Annotated in this window: 19 protein-coding genes; 9 read left to right on the top strand and 10 right to left on the bottom strand. The window is 72.2% G+C overall.

The features are described 5' to 3' along the window. Positions 1-41: 41 nt before the first annotated feature. From OIE47_RS23020 to OIE47_RS23010, 3 genes are read right to left on the bottom strand one after another with little or no spacing between them, the layout of a single operon-like run. Positions 42-1,781: a hypothetical protein gene (locus OIE47_RS23020; protein ID WP_326556605.1), complete on the bottom strand. Its 1,740-nt coding sequence runs from the start codon at positions 1,779-1,781 to the stop codon at positions 42-44. Beyond that, positions 1,774-4,848, bottom strand: a complete 3,075-nt coding sequence (locus OIE47_RS23015) for a bifunctional [glutamine synthetase] adenylyltransferase/[glutamine synthetase]-adenylyl-L-tyrosine phosphorylase (RefSeq protein ID WP_326556604.1) — start codon at positions 4,846-4,848, stop codon at positions 1,774-1,776. The genes OIE47_RS23020 and OIE47_RS23015 overlap by 8 nt, the downstream gene beginning before the upstream one ends. Beyond that, entirely contained in the window at positions 4,845-5,624 is a 780-nt protein-coding gene (locus tag OIE47_RS23010; protein WP_326556603.1) for a type 1 glutamine amidotransferase, read from the bottom strand. Before OIE47_RS23010 ends, OIE47_RS23015 begins: the two co-directional genes overlap by 4 nt. A 51-nt stretch (positions 5,625-5,675) precedes the next feature. Between OIE47_RS23010 and OIE47_RS23005 the strand changes: the two genes are divergently transcribed. Continuing rightward, positions 5,676-6,638, top strand: coding sequence for a S66 peptidase family protein (locus OIE47_RS23005; RefSeq protein WP_326556602.1), 963 nt, complete (start codon positions 5,676-5,678; stop codon positions 6,636-6,638). Between the two features lie 165 nt (positions 6,639-6,803). Continuing rightward, the gene (locus OIE47_RS23000) at positions 6,804-7,316 is read left to right on the top strand and encodes a hypothetical protein (RefSeq protein ID WP_326556601.1); all 513 of its coding nucleotides are present in this window, start codon (positions 6,804-6,806) and stop codon (positions 7,314-7,316) included. 105 nt (positions 7,317-7,421) lie between these two features. On the opposite strand, the gene OIE47_RS22995 is transcribed toward OIE47_RS23000, so the two are convergent. After that, positions 7,422-7,877, bottom strand: coding sequence for a hypothetical protein (locus tag OIE47_RS22995; protein WP_326556600.1), 456 nt, complete (start codon positions 7,875-7,877; stop codon positions 7,422-7,424). A gap of 57 nt (positions 7,878-7,934) precedes the next feature. Further along, positions 7,935-9,287 (bottom strand): type I glutamate--ammonia ligase, encoded by a 1,353-nt coding sequence (glnA, locus tag OIE47_RS22990; protein WP_326556599.1) that lies wholly within the window; start codon positions 9,285-9,287, stop codon positions 7,935-7,937. A 273-nt stretch (positions 9,288-9,560) separates the two neighbouring features. Here glnA and OIE47_RS22985 point away from each other — a divergent pair, with 273 nt between their 5' ends. Together OIE47_RS22985 and panB are read left to right on the top strand one after the other, a co-directional pair. Continuing rightward, positions 9,561-11,435, top strand: a complete 1,875-nt coding sequence (locus OIE47_RS22985) for an NAD+ synthase (protein ID WP_326556598.1) — start codon at positions 9,561-9,563, stop codon at positions 11,433-11,435. Positions 11,436-11,551: 116 nt separating this feature from the next. Beyond that, on the top strand, positions 11,552-12,430 hold the full coding sequence (gene panB, locus OIE47_RS22980) for a 3-methyl-2-oxobutanoate hydroxymethyltransferase (RefSeq protein ID WP_326556597.1): 879 nt from the start codon (positions 11,552-11,554) through the stop codon (positions 12,428-12,430). 46 nt (positions 12,431-12,476) lie between these two features. On the opposite strand, the gene npdG is transcribed toward panB, so the two are convergent. The 4 genes from npdG to OIE47_RS22960 all read right to left on the bottom strand — a co-directional run bounded on the left by npdG (position 12,477) and on the right by OIE47_RS22960 (position 15,886). Then, positions 12,477-13,175 carry an NADPH-dependent F420 reductase gene (npdG, locus tag OIE47_RS22975; protein WP_326556596.1) on the bottom strand — a complete coding sequence of 233 codons (699 nt, stop codon included), beginning with the start codon at positions 13,173-13,175 and terminating at the stop codon, positions 12,477-12,479. Between the two features lie 78 nt (positions 13,176-13,253). Then, a complete protein-coding gene (locus tag OIE47_RS22970) occupies positions 13,254-14,741 on the bottom strand; it encodes an RNB domain-containing ribonuclease (protein WP_326556595.1) in 1,488 nt (495 codons plus the stop codon). 56 nt (positions 14,742-14,797) lie between these two features. Next, the gene (locus tag OIE47_RS22965) at positions 14,798-15,595 is read right to left on the bottom strand and encodes a histone (RefSeq protein WP_326556594.1); all 798 of its coding nucleotides are present in this window, start codon (positions 15,593-15,595) and stop codon (positions 14,798-14,800) included. 87 nt (positions 15,596-15,682) lie between these two features. After that, positions 15,683-15,886, bottom strand: a complete 204-nt coding sequence (locus OIE47_RS22960) for a hypothetical protein (RefSeq protein ID WP_326556593.1) — start codon at positions 15,884-15,886, stop codon at positions 15,683-15,685. 268 nt (positions 15,887-16,154) lie between these two features. Between OIE47_RS22960 and OIE47_RS22955 the strand changes: the two genes are divergently transcribed. From OIE47_RS22955 to OIE47_RS22940, 4 genes are all read left to right on the top strand, one after another. After that, positions 16,155-16,664, top strand: coding sequence for a hypothetical protein (locus OIE47_RS22955; RefSeq protein WP_326556592.1), 510 nt, complete (start codon positions 16,155-16,157; stop codon positions 16,662-16,664). 67 nt (positions 16,665-16,731) lie between these two features. After that, positions 16,732-16,950 carry a hypothetical protein gene (locus OIE47_RS22950; protein WP_326556591.1) on the top strand — a complete coding sequence of 73 codons (219 nt, stop codon included), beginning with the start codon at positions 16,732-16,734 and terminating at the stop codon, positions 16,948-16,950. A 112-nt stretch (positions 16,951-17,062) separates the two neighbouring features. Next, entirely contained in the window at positions 17,063-18,100 is a 1,038-nt protein-coding gene (locus tag OIE47_RS22945; RefSeq protein ID WP_326556590.1) for an iron-containing redox enzyme family protein, read from the top strand. After that, entirely contained in the window at positions 18,097-19,113 is a 1,017-nt protein-coding gene (locus OIE47_RS22940; RefSeq protein ID WP_326556589.1) for a glycosyltransferase, read from the top strand. The genes OIE47_RS22945 and OIE47_RS22940 overlap by 4 nt, the downstream gene beginning before the upstream one ends. Here OIE47_RS22940 and OIE47_RS22935 read toward each other — a convergent pair. Beyond that, a complete protein-coding gene (locus tag OIE47_RS22935; protein WP_326556588.1) occupies positions 19,096-19,413 on the bottom strand; it encodes a CDGSH iron-sulfur domain-containing protein in 318 nt (105 codons plus the stop codon). The two genes, OIE47_RS22940 and OIE47_RS22935, sit on opposite strands and share 18 nt — an antisense overlap. Positions 19,414-19,537: 124 nt before the next feature. Between OIE47_RS22935 and OIE47_RS22930 the strand changes: the two genes are divergently transcribed. Next, the gene (locus OIE47_RS22930) at positions 19,538-19,999 is read left to right on the top strand and encodes a DUF6789 family protein (protein ID WP_326556587.1); all 462 of its coding nucleotides are present in this window, start codon (positions 19,538-19,540) and stop codon (positions 19,997-19,999) included. Positions 20,000-20,081: the final 82 nt, after the last annotated feature.

The raw sequence follows: 20,081 nt of genomic DNA, 5'->3' as shown, positions 1-20,081 counted from the left end.
CGACCCGACGTCGGGGGGCGTCGCTCTGTCCAGCGCAGGTGTCAGCAGTGCGGGCCGGAGTCGATCAAGTCGCTGCTGACCCGGTAGGTGCCGCCGCTGACCCGTACGGTCGTCCAGCCGTCGTCGGTGGCCCGCAGGCAGGCGTCCGGCCCGGTCACGCTGAGGAAACGCGACCAGTGCACCCGCAGCAGCACCTCACCCGCTCCCTCGGCCGTGAAGGTCACCGCCTCCGGCGTCGAGTCGGCCAGTTCGCCGGGCGCGGCAACCAGTGGCGACGGATCCGCCACCGCGTACAGCCGCCAGGTCGCGTCGCGCCACACCTCACGCAGTTCCGGGAGACCGGCGTTGACCAGGGCGGCTTCGTCGCGGGCGTACAGGTCGGGTGGACTGTTCGGGGCGATGGCCACGTAACTCACGGCGTTGTGACGCAGCCAGTCGACGTACTCGTTCACGTCGAGGTTGTCGCGGTAGAACAGCGGGTTGCGGTCCACGTCGACCTGGCGTTCCCAGCCACGCGCGAGGGGGACGGTCGGTGCCACGTACGTCGATTCCCAGTGGTCCCGCAGCGGGACCACCTCGACCCGGCCGATCGGCCCGCGCCGGTCCAGTTCGTCGACCAGCGGCCGGTAGAACGCCGCTCGGCTCTCGGTCGAACCGGCCCTGGTCAGGTCGGCGACCATCACCGGATTCTGCCACCAGACGGCGAGCGCCAGCAGCGGCACCAACCAGCGCCACCGCAGGTCGGCGAAGGCCGCCAGCACCGGCAGGGCGAACAGCATCGACAGCCGCAGCGCGTTCGAGCCGACGGGGCTGTCCAGGTAGTAGGCGCCGACAAGCAGCACCACGGTCAGCGCGGCCCCGACCTTGACCGCCCGCCACCGGCGCGGCACGACCACCAGCACCACCAGCGACAACACCACATTGGTACGCATCGACTCGAAGCTGTACGGCTGCACCCCGCCGTTGCCGAACAGCAGCGCCATCGGCGCCAACGCGACCGCCGGCCCAACACAGAGCACCAGCGCCCCGGTCAGCCCCTCACCCGAGCGCCAACGGATCGACCGCCACCGACCGGCACGCCGGGCTCCCGTACGCGGCGGCGCCGGACGGACCGGGCGCAGCAGGTTGGCCAGCAGCAACGCCCCGCCGGCCAACCCGAGGAACAGTCCCGCCACCGGGCTGGCCCACGTGCTCAACGCGGCCAACACCCCGGCTCCCACCAGCCAACCGACACGCCTCCCGCCCACCGACCGTCCGGTGTTCCGCCCGCCGGCCGCCGTCGAGCGCCCGAAGCCGCCGGCAGCCGCGACCGTGCAGAGGGCGAGCAGGCCGAGCAGCAGGCCGATGGCGAAGGTGATCCGGCCGCTGACCAGGTTGCCGACCAGCACCACGGCACCGAGCAGCGCACCGAACACCGGGCGTCGGGCGCGGGCCACCACCAGCAGCCAGGCGAAGGCCAACGCCGAGCCGACCGCGGCGACCGCACCGACCACCCGTACGCCGAAGGTGGCGCCGAGGGCGGCGGTGAACAGGCTGTAGCCGAACTGGTTGATGCCTCCGTACCAGCCGAGGTCGATCGGGGTGGCCCCGAACCGGTCCACGAAGTTGGCCCGTGCCACCTGGGCGGCCAGGTCGGTGCCCATGTTCGGGGCCAGCAGGAAGGCGACCGCCAGCACCAGCGCCGCCACACCCGCCACCCGGACCGGGCCGCCGACGGAACGGATCCGGCCACCGGCGGCCCGGACCTGTCCGGCCACCGCCGGGCGGCGCCGGTCAGGCATCGAGTACGCGCTCCACGGCGGCCCGCGACCGTCGCGCGGTACGCAGGTAGTGGTCCAGGAACTCCCCCGGATCGTGGCCGCCGAGCAGCCGGACCACGCCCGCCAACTCCACCCCGTGCCGGGGCAACTGGTCGCCGGCCCGCCCCCGGACCAGCATCAACGCGTTGCGTACGCGGGCGGCCAGGGTCCAGCCGGCGGCCATCACGGTAGCGTCGGACGGATCGATCAGCTTGGCGTCGCAGGCCGCGCCGAGCGCGTCGAGGGTACGCGTACCGCGCAGTTCGGGGACCGTACCGGCGTGCCGGAGCTGGACGAGCTGCACCGCCCACTCGACGTCGGCGAGCCCGCCCCGGCCGAGCTTGGTGTGGGTGGCCGGGTCGGCTCCCCGGGGCAGCCGCTCGGTCTCCACCCGTGCCTTGATCCGCCGGATCTCGGTCACCTGGGCGCGGTTCAGCCCCAGCTCCGGGTAGCGGACCGGGTCGACCATCAGCTCGAACTCCCGGCCAAGGTCGGCGTCGCCGCAGACGAACCGGGCGCGCAGCAGCGCCTGCGCCTCCCACACCTTCGACCAGCGGGCGTAGTACTGGGCGTAGGCGGCGATGCTGCGTACCAGTGGACCCTGACGGCCCTCGGGGCGCAGGTCCGCGTCGACGCCGAGCGGCGGGTCCGCCGTCGGCGTGCCGAGCAGCCGGCGCAGTTCCTCGGCGATGGCGTGCGCGGCGGCGCTGGCCGTGCTCTCGGCCACCCCCGGCGGCGGGTCGTAGACGAACAGCACGTCGGCGTCGGAGAAGTAGTTCTGCTCGTAGCCGCCGAGCCGGCCCATGCCGATCACGGCGAACCGCAGTCCGGGCAGCTCCGGTACGGCCGCGCGGGCGACCTGGAGCGCGGCGGCCAGGGTCATGTCGGTGACCGCGCTCAGCGCCGCCCCGGTGCCGATGATGTCGGACTCCCCGGCCACCGCCGGAGTGGGCGCGACCTCGGTGTCCGATGACGGCGGGGCCAGCGAACCGGCGGAGTGCAGTACGTCGGCGCAGGCGAGCCGGATCAGCTCCCGGCGGCGCAGCGCCCGGACCGCGCTGATCGCGGCGGCCGGGTCGGCCGGCTGGGGACCCCGTCCGGGCAGGTGCCGGTTGGCGGCGGCGAGGAACCCGTCGCGCAGGACGGCCGGGTCACGCGGGACCAGTTCGGTGTCGTCGGCGAGCAGCCGCAGCGACTCCGGGTCGCGGGCGAGCAGGTCGGCGACGTACCGGGACAGGGCCAGGGTACGGGCGAGCCGCCGGGCCACCGGCCCCTCGTCACGCAGCAGGCGCAGGTACCACGGGGTGCTGCCGAGCTTGTCCGACACCTGGCGGTAGTTGAGCAGCCCCCGGTCCGGTTCGGGTGCGTCGGCGAACTCCTGGAGCAGCACCGGCAGCAGGGTGCGCTGGATCGCGGCGGTCCGGGACACGCCGCCGGTGAGCGCCTGGAGGTGCTGCAACGCCCTGGTCGGATCACCGAAGCCGAGGATCTCCAGCCGGTGCTTGGCCGCCTCCGGGGTCAGCCGCAGCCCGTCGGTGTTGACCCGGGCGACCGCCTCCAGCAACGGCCGGTAGAAGATCTTGATGTGCAGCCGGCGTACCTCGGTGGCGTGGGTGACCCACTCGGCCCGGAACGCCTCGACCGCGTCCCGCTCCGGGGTGGCGGTGTAGCCGAGGGCGTGCGCCAACCAGCGCAACGCCTGCGGCTCGGTCGGCACGGTGTGCGTACGCCGCAGGCCCTGTAGTTGCAGCCGGTGCTCGACCGCACGCAGGAACCGGTAACCGCGCAGCAGCGACTCACCGTCGGCCCGGCCGACGTAACCACCGGCGACCAGTGCCCGCAGGGCCGGAATGGTGCCGCAGGCGCGCAGCGACTCGTCGCCGCGACCGTGCACCAGTTGCAGCAACTGGATGGCGAACTCGATGTCGCGCAACCCGCCGGGTCCGCGCTTGATCTCGCGTTCCAGCTCGCGGGCCGGGATGTTGTCGATGATCCGGCGCCGCATCGACCGGACGTCCTCGACCGCCTCGGGGCGCTCGGCGGCGGTCCAGACCAGCGGCGCGAGCTGCTCGATCCACTCACTCGCCAGGCCGAGGTCACCGGCGGCCGGGCGGGCCTTCAACAGCGCCTGGAACTCCCACGTACGGGCCCACCGCCGGTAGTAGGCGAGGTGGCTGGCGAGCGTACGGACCAGCGGTCCCCGGTTGCCCTCGGGGCGCAACGCCGCGTCGACCGGCCAGGCGACCAGTCCACAGATGTTGATCAGCCGGGTGGCGATCGTGGTCGCGGCGGTCAGGTCGTCGTCGGTGGCGGCGACGAAGATGACGTCGACGTCGGAGACGTAGTTGAGTTCCCCGCCCCCGCACTTGCCCATCGCCACCACGGCCAGCCGGGGCAGCGTCGTACCGGGCGGCAACTCGGCCACCGCGATGTCGTACGCGGCACCGAGGGTGGCGTCGGCGAGCGCGGAGAGCGCCGACATGGTCTGCTCCAGGCCCTGTCCGCCGGTCAGGTCGGCCGCCGCGATCCGCAGCAGACTCAACCGGTACGCCCGCCGCAGCGCGGCCACCACCGGCAGCGGCGGCAGTACGGCACCGGGCAGGGTGCCGTCGTACAACGTCCCGTCGGCCCGTGGCGCGAGCCCGTCCGCACCGGTGACCAGCACCCGCCACTGGTCCGGGTTCGCCACCAGGTGATCACCCAACGCCGACGACGCCCCGAGTACGGCCACCAGCCGGCGGCGCAGCCCCGGATCGACGGCCAACGCGCCCAGCACCACCGACTCCGCGTCGCTGTCCGGGGCCGCCGCCCGCCGTTCCGCCTCGACCAGGCGGTGCAACTGGCGCAGGGCCAGGTCGGCGTCGGCGGCCCGGGACAGAGCCGTGATCAGGTCGGCGGCGACGTCGTCCACCGGCTCCTGCGCGGCGTCGTCCCAGAGCCCGAGCCCGGTCTCCCCGAGCAGGTCCGCCGCGCGGGAACCGTGGTCACCGTCGGCGGTACCGAAGCCGTACCGGACGAGCCGGCCGTGTGCGCTGGTCGGTCTGGTCACCGCGGCTCCTGCGGCCCGAGCAACGGCAGGTCGAGCCGGGGTGCCGGCACGTCGAGCTCACCCTGGGCCAGGGCGGCGAAGCGTACGGCAAAGGGCTGCCAGGCCTCTTCCACGTCGGCCATCACCGCGTCCGCGGCGGCGATGACGGCGTCCCGGTCGTAGCCCAGCTCGGCCAGGACCTCCGAGTCGGTCGCCCAGTCCGCGATCATGTCGGTGTCGGCCTCGATGTGGAACTGGAGCCCCCAGGCCCGGTCACCGAGGCGGAACGCCTGGTTCGGGTAGCGGGTCGAGGCGGCGAGCAGCACCGCGCCGCGCGGCAGCTCGGTGATCTCGTCGTGGTGCCACTGGAGCACGTCGGGAATCAGCGGCACCCACATGAACAGCGGGTCGCGGTCGGCGGCGTCCCGCTTGCCGACCACCCCCGGACCCACCTCCGGCCCGGATTCGCTGCGCTCGACGGTGCCGGCGTGCGCGGTCGCCAGGAGCTGCGCACCGAGGCAGATCGCCAGGGTGGGCAGGTGGTAGCGCACGGCCTTGCGCAGCAGTCCCTCCAACTGCGGGAACCAGGGCGCTCCCGGGCTGCCGTCGGGCAGCGGGTACGCCTGCTGCTGCCCGCCGAGCACCACCAGCGCCTCGAAGCCGGACAGGTCCTCGGGCAGGGCGTCACCGGCATGCGGCCGGAGCACGTGCAGGTCGAGACCGGCCTCGGTCAGCCACTCCCCCAGCCGACGGAGGTCGTCCGTCGGGTCATTCTCGATCACCAGAGCGGTTGCCACGACGTCGAGGCTATCCGGTGGCCGAAGTTGATCCGGATAGGCTGGCACCCCATGACCGATGTCCGACCCGTGACCGCCGTCCCGCTGGCCGGGGCTGCGCCCGTACGCCCGCCCGCGTTGCGCCCCGGCGACCGGGTGATGCTGGTCTCGCCGTCCGGCCCGACCAGGCCGGAGCGGGTGGCCCGGGGGCTGGAACTGCTCACCGGCTGGGGGCTGCGGCCGGTGCTGGCACCGAACGCGTACGCCCAGCAGGGTTACCTGGCCGGCTCCGACGAGCTGCGTGCCGCCGACATGAACGCCGCCTTCGCCGACCCGGACGTACGCGGTGTGCTCTGCACCCGTGGCGGTTACGGCGCGCAGCGGATGGTCGACGCGATCGACATGGCGGCGGTACGCGCCGACCCGAAGGTGGTGGCCGGCTTCTCCGACATCACCGCGTTGCAGTTCGCGCTCTGGCGGGGCGCTCGGCTCGCCACCGTGCACGGTCCGGGTGCCGCCTGGCTGGACCAGCGCACCCCGGCGGACTCGGCCGAGTCGCTGCGCCGCGCAATGATGACCACCGAGCCGGCCACGGTCACCCGGCTGCCCACCGAGGAGACCGCCCCGGTGCTCGTCCCCGGTACGGCCACCGGCCCGCTGATCGGCGGCAACCTGTGCCTGGTGGTGGCGTCGCTCGGCACCCCCGACATGCCGGACCTGACCGGGGCGATCCTGTTGATCGAGGACATCGAGGAGCCGCCGTACAAGGTGGACCGGATGCTCACCCAGCTCCGCCGGACCGGAGTCCTGGACGGGGTCGCCGGGGTGGCGGTGGGCCAGTTCACCAACTGCGCCGACGACTGGGCGGTGAGCGTCGCGGACGTGATCGCCGAACGCCTCGGCGACCTGGGTGTGCCGGTGCTCGGCGGGCTCCCGATCGGGCACGGCCACGGCCAGCGCACCGTCCCGGTCGGTACGCCCGCCACGCTCGACACGACCGCCGGCACCCTGACGGTTTCCCCCGCCGTGAGCTGAGTTCGGCTTCCTCGCTGTCCAGCTTCCCGACTGTCCGGTTTTATACCAACAATTCGGTTTTCAGGGCTAATTCACAGGCTGCGCATAGGTTCGGCACGGGGTTCGTCCAGGTCGGTACGTGACGGTGGGTGGGTCGTGCACCACACACCGATCATGGGGGTTTCGATGTTCAGGACCATCTCCAGAAAAACCGCGCTCGGCGGGCTCGCCGCTGCCGGCGTACTCGCGGTCGGGATCGCCGTACCGACCGTCGCGTTCGCCGAGGACCCCACCCCGGCACCGTCGACCTCGAACTCGACCACCGCACCGGCCCCCGCCGCCCCGGCTCCCGGCGACCAGGGCGACCAGCAGGGGCGGCCCGGACACTCGGGTGCCTTCGCCGAGGACCTGGCCAAGGAACTGGGCATCTCCACCGACAAGGTGACCGCCGCCCTGGACAAGCTCCGGGAGCAGCACAAGTCCGACGCCAAGCCGCAGGGCGGCCAGAAGGGCGACCAGAAGGTCGACTGGCAGGCCAAGATCAAGGATCGGCTGGCCCAGGCGGTCAAGGACGGCAAGCTCACCCAGGAGCAGGCCGACGCGATCACCGCCGCCCTCGACGCCAACATCCTGCCCGGCGGCTTCGGCGGCCACGGCCGCCCCGGCGCCCCCCAGCCCGGCGCCGCCCAACCCAAGTAACCCCCCACCCCTCGCCGGCCTCCCCTCGGCCGGCACCCTGATCACGAAGGGTTCGGCCTGCTATGGCGAGCCGAACCCTTCGTGATCACGGGGTGGGCTCGTCGGTCAGGGTGACTGGACGGGGTAGGCGCCGGGGGCGTACGGCATCGAGCTGGACTGGGGCGGGGGGAAGTCGCGGCGCTCCGTTTGGGCGAAGCCGGCGGAGCGGGTCTGCTCCCGGGGCCAGCCGCCGGCCTCGTGGAACAGGCGCAGGGCGGTGGCCACCACCTCACCGAGTGGTTCGTGGGCCTCGATGTCGATGGTCGCGCCGGGGGTCTCGATCCGTACCTTCGTCGGACCCGGTCGGGTGGTCACGGCGACCGTCGGCAGGTCGGCCGACACCGCCACCGTCGGCGCGTCCGTCGCCACCTCGACCGTGGCATCACCGGTCACCGCCACCACCTGAGTCTCGGCGGTGGTGACCACGGTGCCGGTCGTCGTGGTCACCACAGTGGACGCGTCGCCGGTCACGGCGGGTGTCTCGGTGGGTGGTGCCGCTGGCTGTGCGGGAACGCTCGTCACGGCATCATTCTGCCGCCGTCACGCCCCGCCGCGCCACGTGCGATTACCGCCGGAGGATCAGAGGGCGCCGAGGTAACGCTGGCGCTCGTACGGGGTGACCTCGCGGCGGTACTGCTCCCACTCGGCCCGCTTGTTGCGCAGGAAGAAGTCGAAGACGTGCTCACCGAGCACCTCGGCGACCAGTTCCGAACCCGCCATCACGTCGATCGCCTCGGAGAGGTTCTCCGGCAGGGCCTCGTACCCCATCGCCTTGCGCTCGGCGTTGGACAGCGACCAGACGTCGTCCTCGGCGCCCGGCGGCAGCTCGTAGCCCTCCTCGATGCCCTTGAGGCCGGCGCCGAGCAGCACCGCGAAGGCGAGGTACGGGTTGGTCGCCGAGTCCAGCGACCGGACCTCCACCCGGGCCGAGTTCGGCTTGCCGTACGCCGGGACCCGGACCAGGGCAGACCGGTTCAGGTGCCCCCAGCAGACGTACGCCGGGGACTCGGTGATCCGGTCCGGCAGTGCCTGCGGGAACAGCCGCTTGTACGAGTTGACCCACTGGTTGGTGACCGCCGTGTACTCACGGGCGTGCACCAGGAGCCCGGCGATGAACGCGCGGGCGACCTTGGAGAGCTTCGACGGGTCGCCGCCGTCGTGGAAGGCGTTGCGCTCGCCCTCGAACAGGGACAGGTGGGTGTGCATGCCGCTGCCCGGCTGGTCGGTGAAGGGCTTCGGCATGAAGCTGGCCTGGACCCCGGTGGAGAGCGCCACCTCTTTGATCACGTGCCGGAAGGTCATGATGTTGTCGGCGGTGGTGAGCGCGTCGGCGTAGCGGAGGTCTATCTCCTGCTGGCCGGGGGCGACCTCGTGGTGGCTGAACTCGACCGAGATGCCGATCCGCTCCAGCGACAGGACCGCCTGGCGGCGGAAGTCGCGGGCGATGGCGTGCGTGGTGTGCTCGAAGTAGCCACCGGCGTCGACCGGGACCGGGACCGAGCCGTCGTTGGGGCCGTTCTCGAGCAGGAAGAACTCGATCTCGGGGTGGGTGTAGAAGGTAAAGCCCTTCTCGGCGGCCCGGGACAGCGCGCGGCGCAGGACGTGGCGCGGGTCGGCCCAGGAGGGGGTGCCGTCGGGCAGCAGGATGTCGCAGAACATCCGGGCGCTCTCGCCGCTCACCCCGCCCTCGAACGGGAACACCTGGAACGTGGTCGGATCGGGCATCGCGACCATGTCGGATTCGAAGACCCGGGCGAAGCCCTCGATGGCGGAACCGTCGAAGCCGATGCCCTCCTCGAAGGCCGCTTCCAGTTCGGCCGGCGCGACCGAGACGCTCTTCAGCGTGCCGAGTACGTCGGTGAACCACAACCGGACGAACCGGATGTCGCGCTCTTCCAGGGTGCGGAGCACAAACTCCTGCTGACGGTCCACTTCAACCCCTCGTGACACTCCTGCTTGACCTGGCCAGCCGACCCCCGACCTAGCGGACCAGTCTTACCCGACCTCGTTACGCCGACGTTACGTGATCTCCGTCGCGCCCGGTACGCCGGGACGGCGACTGTCCCGTTAATGGCCTTCCATCCCCAAAGATACGAGGACAAGGGTTTTCCGGCAGCCCTGGTCGGCAAACCAAAGCCTGACCACCTGCCCTTCCTTACGCCCCCGGCGCGAGCGAACGCGACGGCGGCGCGGCAAGATGAGGACATGCCCACCCTGCGCCTCGCTCTCGCCCAGGTGAACCCCACCGTCGGAGACCTGACCGGCAATGCCGAGACGGTACGCCGGACCAGCCGTACCGCCGTGACCGCCGGTGCGCAGCTCGTCGTCTTCCCGGAGATGATGCTGACCGGCTACCCGGTCGAGGACCTGGTGTTCCGCAAGTCGTTCGTGACCGCCTCCCGGGCCGCCCTGCGCCGGCTCGCCGCCGACCTCCAGGCCGACGGGCTCGGTGCCGTACCGGTGCTGGTCGGTTACCTCGACTCGGACGAGTTCGGGCAGACCGCCGACGGGGCGGTGGCGGGCGGCGAGACCGCCGACGGTGGACCGGCCACCTCCGGCACCGGCCCGCACCGGACCCGAGGCCCGCGCAACGCCCTCGCCGTACTGCACGGCGGGACGGTGGCGGCGACCTACTTCAAGCACCACCTGCCCAACTACGGCGTCTTCGACGAGGACCGCTACTTCGTAGCCGGTGACACCCTGACCGTGGTCCGGGTCGGCGGGGTCGACGTCGGGCTCACCATCTGCGAGGACCTGTGGCAGGCCGGGGGGCCGTTCGCGGTCGCCCGCCGGGCCGGGGTCGGCCTGGTCGTCAACATCAACGGCTCGCCGTACGAGCGGAACAAGGACGACGTACGGCTGCCGCTGGTCCGGCGCCGGGCCGCCGAGGCGGGCGCCACGGTCGCGTACGTCAACATGGTCGGCGGCCAGGACGAGCTGGTCTTCGACGGTGACTCGATGGTCGTCGCCGCCGACGGGACCCTGCTGGCCCGCGCCCCGCAGTTCGTCGAGCACCTGCTCGTACACGACGTGGACCTGCCCGGTGCCACCACCGACCGGGACACCGACGAGGTCGTCACGGCCACCGGGACCACCGACGAGGTGGCCGCCGGAACCCGGTACACGGCGGGCGACGGACGGACCACCATGCGGATCGCCCGGGTGGCGGTCACCGACACCCTGCCCGCACCCGCCGGACCACCCGCCGACGGTGGTGTCGCCGAACGGGTCGCCGACGAGGCGGAGGTCTGGTCGGCGCTGGTGCTCGGACTGCGCGACTACGTCAACAAGAACGGTTTCCCGTCGATCGTGCTCGGGCTCTCCGGCGGCATCGACTCGGCGGTGGTCGCCGCGATCGCGGTCGACGCCCTCGGCCCGGACCGGGTGGTCGGGGTGTCGCTGCCGAGCCACCACTCGTCCGGGCACTCCCGCGACGACGCCGCCGACCTGGCCAAACGGACCGGGCTGGACTACCGGGTGGAGCCGATCCAGCCGATGGTCGACGGTTTCCTGGCCAACATGTCGCTGTCCGGGCTGGCGGTGGAGAACCTCCAGGCGCGCGTACGCGGGGTGATTCTGATGGCCCTGTCGAACCAGGAGGGGCACCTCGTCCTCACCACCGGCAACAAGAGCGAACTGGCGGTCGGCTACTCCACCCTCTACGGCGACTCGGTCGGCGGTTACAACCCGCTCAAGGACGTGTGGAAGTCGCTGGTCTGGCAGTTGGCGAGCTGGCGCAACGCGGACGCGGTCGCCCGTGGCGAGCAGCCGCCGATCCCGGAGAACTCGATCCAGAAACCGCCGAGCGCGGAACTGAGCCCGGGGCAGCTCGACAGCGACTCGTTGCCCGACTATTCGGTCCTCGATCCGATCCTGGTCGGTTACGTCGACGGGGATCAGGGCCGGGAGGATCTGGTCGCGGCCGGGCACGATCCGGCAATTCTCGACCGGGTGCTGCGAATGGTGGATACCGCCGAGTACAAGCGCCGGCAGTCGGCGCCCGGCACCAAAATCACCATCAAGGCGTTCGGCCGGGACCGCCGGCTGCCGATCACCAACCGGTGGCGGGAGCGCGGTTGAACCGCCCGAGAGGTGTGAAATCCTCCACTGCACTCTGACCGGGTCCGGCAACACGGTGCGACGATCGACGTGGACCCGGGGACCGCGAGCGCGGCCTCGAGGTGGAAGGAGTCGTCATGTCCGAGCAGGGAAACAAGCCGGCGACGCCGGGGACCGACCCGGCCGAACCCGAGGTGACCGCGCTGTACGGCGGACCGGCGAGCCGGCGGATCCGTACCCGTGATCTGGCCGTCGCCCGCGAGCGCGGCGAACGGTGGGCGATGCTCACCTCGTACGACCAGTACACCGCGTCGATCTTCGACCAGGCCGGCATTCCGGTGCTGCTGGTCGGCGACTCGGCGGCGAACAACGTCTTCGGCTACGAGACCACCGTCCCGGTGACCGTGGACGAGTTGCTCCCGCTGGTCCGGGCGGTGGTCCGGGCGACCCGGTACGCGCTCGTCGTCGCCGACCTGCCGTTCGGCTCGTACGAGGAGGGGCCGACCCAGGCGCTGCGTACGGCGGTGCGGTTCATGAAGGAGGGCGGCTGCCACGCGGTGAAGCTGGAGGGCGGCCGTCGGGTCGCCGCCCAGATCGAGGCCCTGACCACCGCCGGTATTCCGGTGATGGGGCACGTCGGTTTCACCCCGCAGAGCGAGCACACCATCGGCGGGTACCGGGTGCAGGGTCGCGGCGACGCGGCCGAAGAGGTGCTGGCCGACGCCCGTGCGGTGGCCGAGGCGGGCGCGTTCTCGGTGGTGCTGGAGATGGTGCCGGGCGAGGTCGCCAAGCGGGTCACCGCGGAGGTGGGGATTCCGACGATCGGCATCGGCGCCGGCCCGGACACCGACGCCCAGGTGCTGGTCTGGCAGGACATGGCCGGTCTGCGTACGGGCAAGGCACCCCGGTTCGTCAAGCGGTACGCCGACCTGTCCGGGGTGCTCACCTCGGCCACCCGGCAGTTCGCCGCCGAGGTACGCGACGGCGGTTTCCCGAGCGCCGAGCACACGTTCTGAGCTGCCCGTCCGGGGGTGTGGTGGTCCCACACCCCCGGCGGACGGTTCAGACGTCGGTGACCCGGATCCCGGCGTGCGACCGGTACCGCTTGTTGATCGCGATCAGGTTCGCGGTGAACGCCTCGACCTGGTGGGCGTTGCGCAGCCGGCCGGCGTAGATCCCGCGCATGCCGGGGATCCGGGCGGCGAGCGCGCCCACGATCCCGACGAGTTCCCGTTCCTCGGTGCAGATCAGCACGTCCAGGTCGATCCGGTCGATCTCCGGGTCGGCCAGCAGCGGCGCGCTCACGTGGTTGAACGCGGCACAGACCCGCGACTCCGGCAGCAGGGCGGCGGCCTGCTGCACGGCGCTGCCCTCCTCCACCCGCAGCGCGTACGGGCCCTGCTTGTCGAAACCGAGCGGGTTGACGCAGTCCACCACGATCTTGCCGACCAGGGGTTCACGGAGCGCGGCGACGGTGTCGTGGTGCCCGTCCCACGGCACGGCGATGACGACCACGTCGGACTCGGCGCAGACGGTGTTGTTGTCGGCACCGGTGAGGTCGGCGTCGGCGGGGACTCCGGGCAGCGCGGCGATCTCCTTCGCCGACTGTGCCGCCCGCTCCGCCGACCGGGAGCCGATCAGGACCCGCTGCCCCGCGCGGGCGAACCGGTAGGCCAGCCCCCGCCCCTGGTCGCCGGTTCCGCCGATGATGCCGACGGTGAGCCCGGAAACGTCGGGCAGTTCGCTCGCCTCGTATGCCATACCCGCATCCTGCCAAACCGCCCGTTCGGCCGGCTGGCGCGGTCGTCGCGACCGGCGGTGCCGTTCCGGCCGGCGCGGTCAGTCCAGGGCGAAGAGGACCTTGCGGGCGACCGGGTCGGCGGTGACCAGGCGTACGCGTACCCGTTCGCCCAGGGGCAGGTCGCCCTCGCAGCGGGCGCGTACCGGTGGCTCGTCGAGTGCGACGGTCCCGCCCGGCCGGCGGGCCGGTTTACCCGACTGCCGGACCACCGGCGCGGGCGCGGCGGCGTCCGTGGTCGCACCGGTCGCGGGCGGCGCGGGTACGCGGTCGACGTCGAGGACCCCGGCCTCGAAGGTCTCCCCCACCCGGTCCTCCAGCAGCACCGCCTCGGTCAGCTCCACCGCGGCCCGGGTCGCGGCCGAGGCGACCCGGTCGGTCCCGGACATCACCCCGGGCAGTTGCGGCAGGGCCGTACGGGCCCAGTCGGGAACCGCCGTACCGGCGTGCAGGGCGAGGCACACCTCGGTGACGTAACGGTCGGCGAGCCGGCGCAGTGGCGCGGTCACGTGCGCGTACGCCGCGCCCACCGCGCCGTGCCGGGGGTCGGCGGGCAGGTCCCCGTCGAACGCGGTGTAGCCGGCGCCGCGCATCAGCTCGGCGGCGTGGTCGAGGAACGCGGCGGCTCTGGGCTGCGCCGGGTCGATGGTGGCGAGCACCTGCCCGACGCTCGCGCCGTCCGGCCAGTCGATGCCGAGCACGCCCGCCGCCGTACGCAGTCGGGCCACCGCCTCCGGCTTCGGGGTCGGCATCGTACGCAGCAGGCCCACGCCACCGGCGAGCATCAGATCCCCGGCGGCCATCCCGGTCAGCAGGGAGATCTGCGCGTTGTAGTCCTCCATCGGCACCGGTGCCCGCAGCACCAGCCGCCACCCGCCGTCCTCCGGCTCGATGTCCTGCTCCGGCAGCGGCAGGTTGATCGCGCCCCGGTCCAGCCCACGGGCGATCAGGAGCTTGCCGAGTTCGGGGAGCAGGGCGATCGGTTCGGCGAGCCGGCCCGCGTCGGCGTCGGCCTGCACGCCGACGTAGTCGAGCTTGGCGCGGCTGCGTACCCGTGCGCGTTCCAGGCCGACGGCGACGGTCTCGCCGTCGGCGGCCAGGTCGATGGTCCAGACGACCGCCGCCCGGTCGACGTCGGGCAGCAGGCTCGCCGCGCCCTCGCTGAGCGTCGGCGGGTGCAGCGGGATGTTGCCGTCGGGCAGGTAGATGGTCTGCCCGCGCCGCCAGGTTTCCGCCTCGAGTTCACCGCCGGGGCGGACGTGGGCCGCCACGTCGGCGATCGCGTAGTGGACCCGGTAGCCGCCGCCGGGGCGCCGGGTCAGGGACATCGCCTGGTCCAGGTCGCGCGAGCTGGCCGGGTCGATGGTGACGAACGGGATGTCGGTCCGGTCGGCAGCCGCCCCCGGTGGGGCGGTCGCCGCCTCGTCGGCCTCGCGTTGCGCCGCGACCGGGAACCGCGTGGGCAGTTCCAGTTCGCGGCGCAACGCGCTGAAGTCGATGCGGGGCGCAACTACACGTCTGATCACCACGGGTCATTCTTATCAGCGCGACGCGAGAACATGCCGGAGCGCCCGGCACCGGTTTGTCAGCCGGCCGCCTTGCGTACGGTCGCCCGGGTCGACTTCTTCGCCGGCGCCTGACGCGCGGCGACCTTCTTGGCCGGCGCCTTGCGCGCGGTGATCTTCTTCGCGGGCGTACGCGTGGCGGTTGCCGTACGCGTGCCCGTCGACTTGGCGGGAGCCTTCTTGGCCGCGCCAACGGTGGTCTTGCGGGCGCCGGTGGCCGCGCGCGAGGTGGTCGACTTCGCGGTGGTGGCCTTCTTGGCCGGTGCCTTCTTCGCGGTCGCGCGGGTGCCCGGAGCGGTCGACCGGGTCGCGGTGGCCTTCTTCGCCGGGGCCTTCTTCGCCGTGGTCTTCTTCGCTCCCACGGTCTTCTTCACCGCGGACTTCGTCGCCGTCGACCGGGTCGCGGTCGACCTGGCCGGCGTGGACTTGGCCGGTGTCGCCCGCTTCGCGGGTGCCTTCTTCGCCGCGGTCTTCTTCACCGCGCCGGCGGCCCGGGTCGCCGCCGAGGTCGCCTTCTTCCGGGCGGTCGCGGCCTTCGACGCAACGGTCTTCCTGGCCGTTGTCGTCTTGGTCGCGGCCTTCTTCGCCGGCGCCTTCTTGGCCGGCGCCTTCTTGGCCGTCGCGGGCCGGGTCGCGGTCGCCCGGGTGGCCGCCGTGCGGGCCCCGGTCGCTCGGGCCGGCGACGTCTTCTTGGCCACGCCGGTGCTCTTGCGTGCGGCCGTGGTCTTCTTCGCGCCGGTGGTCTTACGGGCCGACGTGGTCTTCGCGCCGGTACGTTTGGCAGCCGGGCGGCTGGTGGCCTTTACTGCTTCGGCCATCTGGGTCCTCCTTGCGGGACATGCTCTCGGGGGTCTCCTTGTGGAGACCGCGGAGTACTTCGACGACGCGGGCTCTGCGCCACGCCGCTACCTCTCCTCCCCGGCCCAACGGGCGTCCTCGGCGTCCCACTCCTCGTTGCGTTGCCGGACCTTCTCCAGCGCGTGCTCCGCGTCGTGTGCCGAGGCGTACGGACCGAGGACGTAGCGCGCCGCACACACGTCGGCATCCGTCTCGACCCGGTGGTGTCGGAGGCACCAGAAGTACCGCTCACCACTTCCGCTGTCGCTCATGTGATAACTGTGCACCGGAAAGTAACTGGAGCGCTACCTTTTCGCACAAAAAGTCGGAGTCTTCTCCACAGTAGATAACTTCCGTTTCCGCAGGTGAGGAATCTGCGGACTCGGTTCCTATCCGGGAAATGCTTGCTATTAAAGGCAATCGCGCAAGGTCCGCATCCCGGACGGCCCGGCGGCGGCCGATCCGGGCCCGGAAAAAAATATCCGCCACCGGTACGCCCGCAGCCGCTCCCACCGGCCCGGATCGGTAACCTCGTCCGCCATGGGGTACCACCTGGTGGCGGTGATCGGCGGCTCGGACCTGCTCGGCCGGGTGACGCGGGCGGCGACGGTGTCGCTGACACAGGGACTGTCGCTGCTGCCGATGACGGACGAGTTCCGCGACGAGGTCGGCGACGGTTCACCGGTGGTGCCGGCCGGTTTCGAGTTCATGCCCGGTGGCTTCGACCGGACCCTGATGTCGTGGTCGGCGGGCGGACCGGTCGCGTACGTCGAGGCGGAGTACTTCGGCGGCGTCGGCACCCAGTGCGCGGCCGTCTGGCACGGCGGAACCCTGGTGTACGGACCCTGCGCCGAACCACCCCTGCCGCGTACCCGCGACGAACCGCTCGGTCGGCGTACCGCGTCGACCCGCAGCCCGATCTCGGCGGCGTTGCACCGGTTGGGCGTCGTACGCGGCGAGCACGACGACGAGTTCGCGGCGGTCGGGTTGGGGCGACACCGGGATCTCGACGACTGGCTCGACTCCGCCACGGGACTGCACGACCAGTGAGCGGCGGCACTGGGGATCGGCTGGTCGGCTGATGGCCGGGGTCGTCGCGCGGTCACATCATCGGATCATGTCTCGCTACGAGTACGCCGAAATCGTCTCCCAATGCGCGCTGCACGGTCCGGCGGTGGTGCGGGAGTGGGTCGACTCGAACGGCAAGACCCACCAACTCGGCGGTATCCACCCGGTCGCCCTGCTCACCGCCTGGTCGACCGAGGGTTGGGACCTGGTGAGCACCACCACCTACGGCAACCTCCGCATCTACACCGTGCGTCGCCCGGTCGGCTGAACAGCGGCACTCCGTCTCCCCCGGGTTTGACCCCGTACGCGGTGGGAACCACCGGCTTTTGTCGCCGTCCGGGGCCGTCACCGCAGGTGGGCCCGCCACCGTAGGGGAGCGGATGAGACTACCCACCGCCCGGGGACCCGCCTCGGCGATGCTGGTCGAAGCGCTGACCGGGATCGTCGGCGGGTTACCGGGCGACGCCGACCGCTGGTGGCCCGACACCGACCGCGACACCACCGGTCCCGACGCCGGCACCGACCCGCTTTCCGACGAGGATCTGCAACTGTTCCTCTTCGTCTGTTACGAGCTGCACTACCGGGGCTTCGACGGCGTCGACGAACGGTGGGAGTGGGACTCGTCGCTGCTCGCCGTACGGGCGGCGGCGGAACGCCGGTTCGAGGCGGCGCTGCGCCGTGCGGTCGGACCGCTGCCGGCGGTCGAGCCGGGTGCCGTACCCGAAGGTCTGACCGCGCTGGTGGCGGCGGACGACGGCCCGTCGCTCGCGACCGCCCTGCACCGGGAGACCGACCTGGACCGGTTCCGCGAGTTCGTCACCCAGCGTTCGGTGTACCACCTCAGGGAGGCCGACCCGCACACCTGGGGCATCCCCCGGCTGGACGGACCGGCCAAGGCCGCGCTGGTCGAGATCCAGATGGACGAGTACGGCCGGGGCCAGCTACCCAGGATGCACGCCGAGTTGTTCCGCGACACGATGAACTGGCTGGGCCTGGACACCGGCTACGGCGGGTACGTCGACTCGGTCCCGGCGGTCACGCTGGCCGCCAACAACCTCATCTCCCTGTTCGGCCTGCACCGGCGGTGGCGTGGCGCCCTGCTCGGTCACCTCGCCGCGTTCGAGATGACCTCCTCGTTGCCGAACCGCCGGTACGGCGACGCCCTGCGCCGGCTCGGCGGCACACCCACCGCCACCCGGTTCTACGACGAGCACGTCGAGGCCGACGCGGTGCACGAGCAGATCGCCGCGTACGACCTGTGCGGTTCGTTCGCGCTCACCGAACCGGCGCGTACGGCCGACGTGCTGTTCGGTGCCGCCTGCTGCCTGAAGCTCGACGGACTGGTCGCCGAACACGTCCTGGGCTGCTGGGCGGCCGACCGGTCGTCGTTGCGGCTGCCGCTGGCGGCGGGCCATTGACCACCACCCGACCGGCTGCCGGCGGTCCGACCACGCGACCGACCGACCTCGGCACCGGCCGGCTGCCGGTGGAGTACATCCTGCCCCTGCGCTGGTCCGACGACGACGGGTGCGCGGAGCTGACCGGATACCTGCGCTGGTTGTCCGAGCGGGTGTCGGTGACCGTGATCGACGGCTCACCGCCGGAACTGTTCGACCGGCACGCCGCCTGCTGGCCCGCCCTGGTCCGGCACCTCGCCCCGGACCCGGCACTGCGTTACCGCAACGGGAAGGTCAACGGGGTCCTGACCGGGATCCGGTTGGCCCGGCACGAGCGGCTGGTGGTCGCCGACGACGATGTCCGCTACGACGACGACAACCTCCGTACGGTGTGCCGGCTGCTCGCCCGCGCCGACCTGGTACGCCCGCAGAACTACTTCGACCCGCTGCCCTGGCACGCCTGCTGGGACACCGGCCGTACGCTGCTCAACCGCGCGGTCGGCGAGGACTATCCGGGCACCTTCGGATTGCGCCGCTCGACCGTCCTGGCGATGGGCGGCTACGACGGGGACGTCCTGTTCGAGAACCTGGAACTGCTCCGGACCGTACGCGGATTCGGTGGCGTCGAGTCCTGCCCCCCGGACCTGTACGTCCGCCGCCTGCCGCCGACCGCGCGCCGGTTCTGGTCCCAGCGGGTCCGCCAGGCCTACGACGACCTGGCCATGCCACCCCGGATGCTGACGTTCCTGGCCGTGCTGCCGGCGGCGGTCGCGTTGGGCCGGCTCGACCGGCGGCTGCTCCCGGTGGCGGTCGCCACGGTGGTGGCCCTGGCCGAGCGGGGGCGCCGCAGGTCCGGCGGTCGGCACGTCTTCCCGGTCCGCGGCTCACTGCTCGCGCCGCTCTGGGTCCTGGAACGGGCGGTGTGCAGTTGGGCGGCGTTGGGGCTGCGGTTCGGTCGGGGTGGCGTCCCGTACGCCGGGCGCCGGATCCGGACCGCCGCGCACAGCCAACGGTGGTTACAACGCACCCGCTGAGCTGTCCCCACCGGCATCCGGACGGGAATCGGCACCGGCGTCCGGACGGGGATCGGGGTCGGCGGCGGCCCGGAAGCCGATCGCCTTGTGCGTACCGTCGCAGAACGGTTTGAGCGACGACTTGCCGCACCGGCAGAGCGCGATCGTGTCCCGACCGGGGTCCACCGTCCCGCCCAGTGCCGTACGCAGGGTGAACTCGCCCCGGACCAGCAACGGGCCGTTCTCGTAGACGGTGACGCTGGCGGCGGTGTCCGTCCGCTCCTCCGAGGTGTTGCCCGTCTGCCCCGTCTCCTCCGGCATGTCGCCTGTCTGCCCGGTGCCGGCACCCCGAAACCCGGCCCGTTCGGAACCGCCCGAGGTTTGTCCGGGAGCCGGGCGGGTAGCACCGGCCGGGACCGGACGGTGCCCGTACGAGGGAGGCCCGGTGGACGGCAGGCAGCGGGTTCGACGGTTGATGGCCAGCACCGGGCGGGCGGCGGCCCGGGGCGCGATCGGCGCGATGGCGATGTCCGGCGTACGGCAGGCCACCACCTCGTTCGGCCTGGTCCAGCAGACCCCGCCGGAGCAGTTGCTGAAGCACGTCGCGCCGGCCCTGTTCAACCGGGTGCCGGTGAACCGGCGACCGGCGCTGGTGGAACTCATCCACTGGACGGTCGGCGCGGGCGGCGGTGCGTTCTTCGGCCTGCTCCCCCGACGGATACGGCGCCGGGCGTGGATCGGACCGGTGTACGGCTTCGTCTTCTGGGCGGTCTTCGAGGCGGTCGCCGCACCGAAGCTCGGCATCGGTCGCAACCGCCGGGTCCTCCGCGAGCAGGCCGCCCTCCTGGTCGACCACACCCTGTACGGAGTGGTGATCGGTTCCTCACCCTGGCCGAACGCCGACTGACCCCGTCGACTCCCTGCGGTACGACTTCCGACTCCTCGCGGTACGACTTCCGACTCCCTGCGGTACGACTCACCGGCAACAC

It is taken from the genome of Micromonospora sp. NBC_01796 (assembly GCF_035917455.1).
GTDB lineage: Bacteria > Actinomycetota > Actinomycetes > Mycobacteriales > Micromonosporaceae > Micromonospora_G.
Note: the sequence above shows the minus strand (reverse complement) of the source record. Positions and strands in the feature narration are given on the sequence as shown.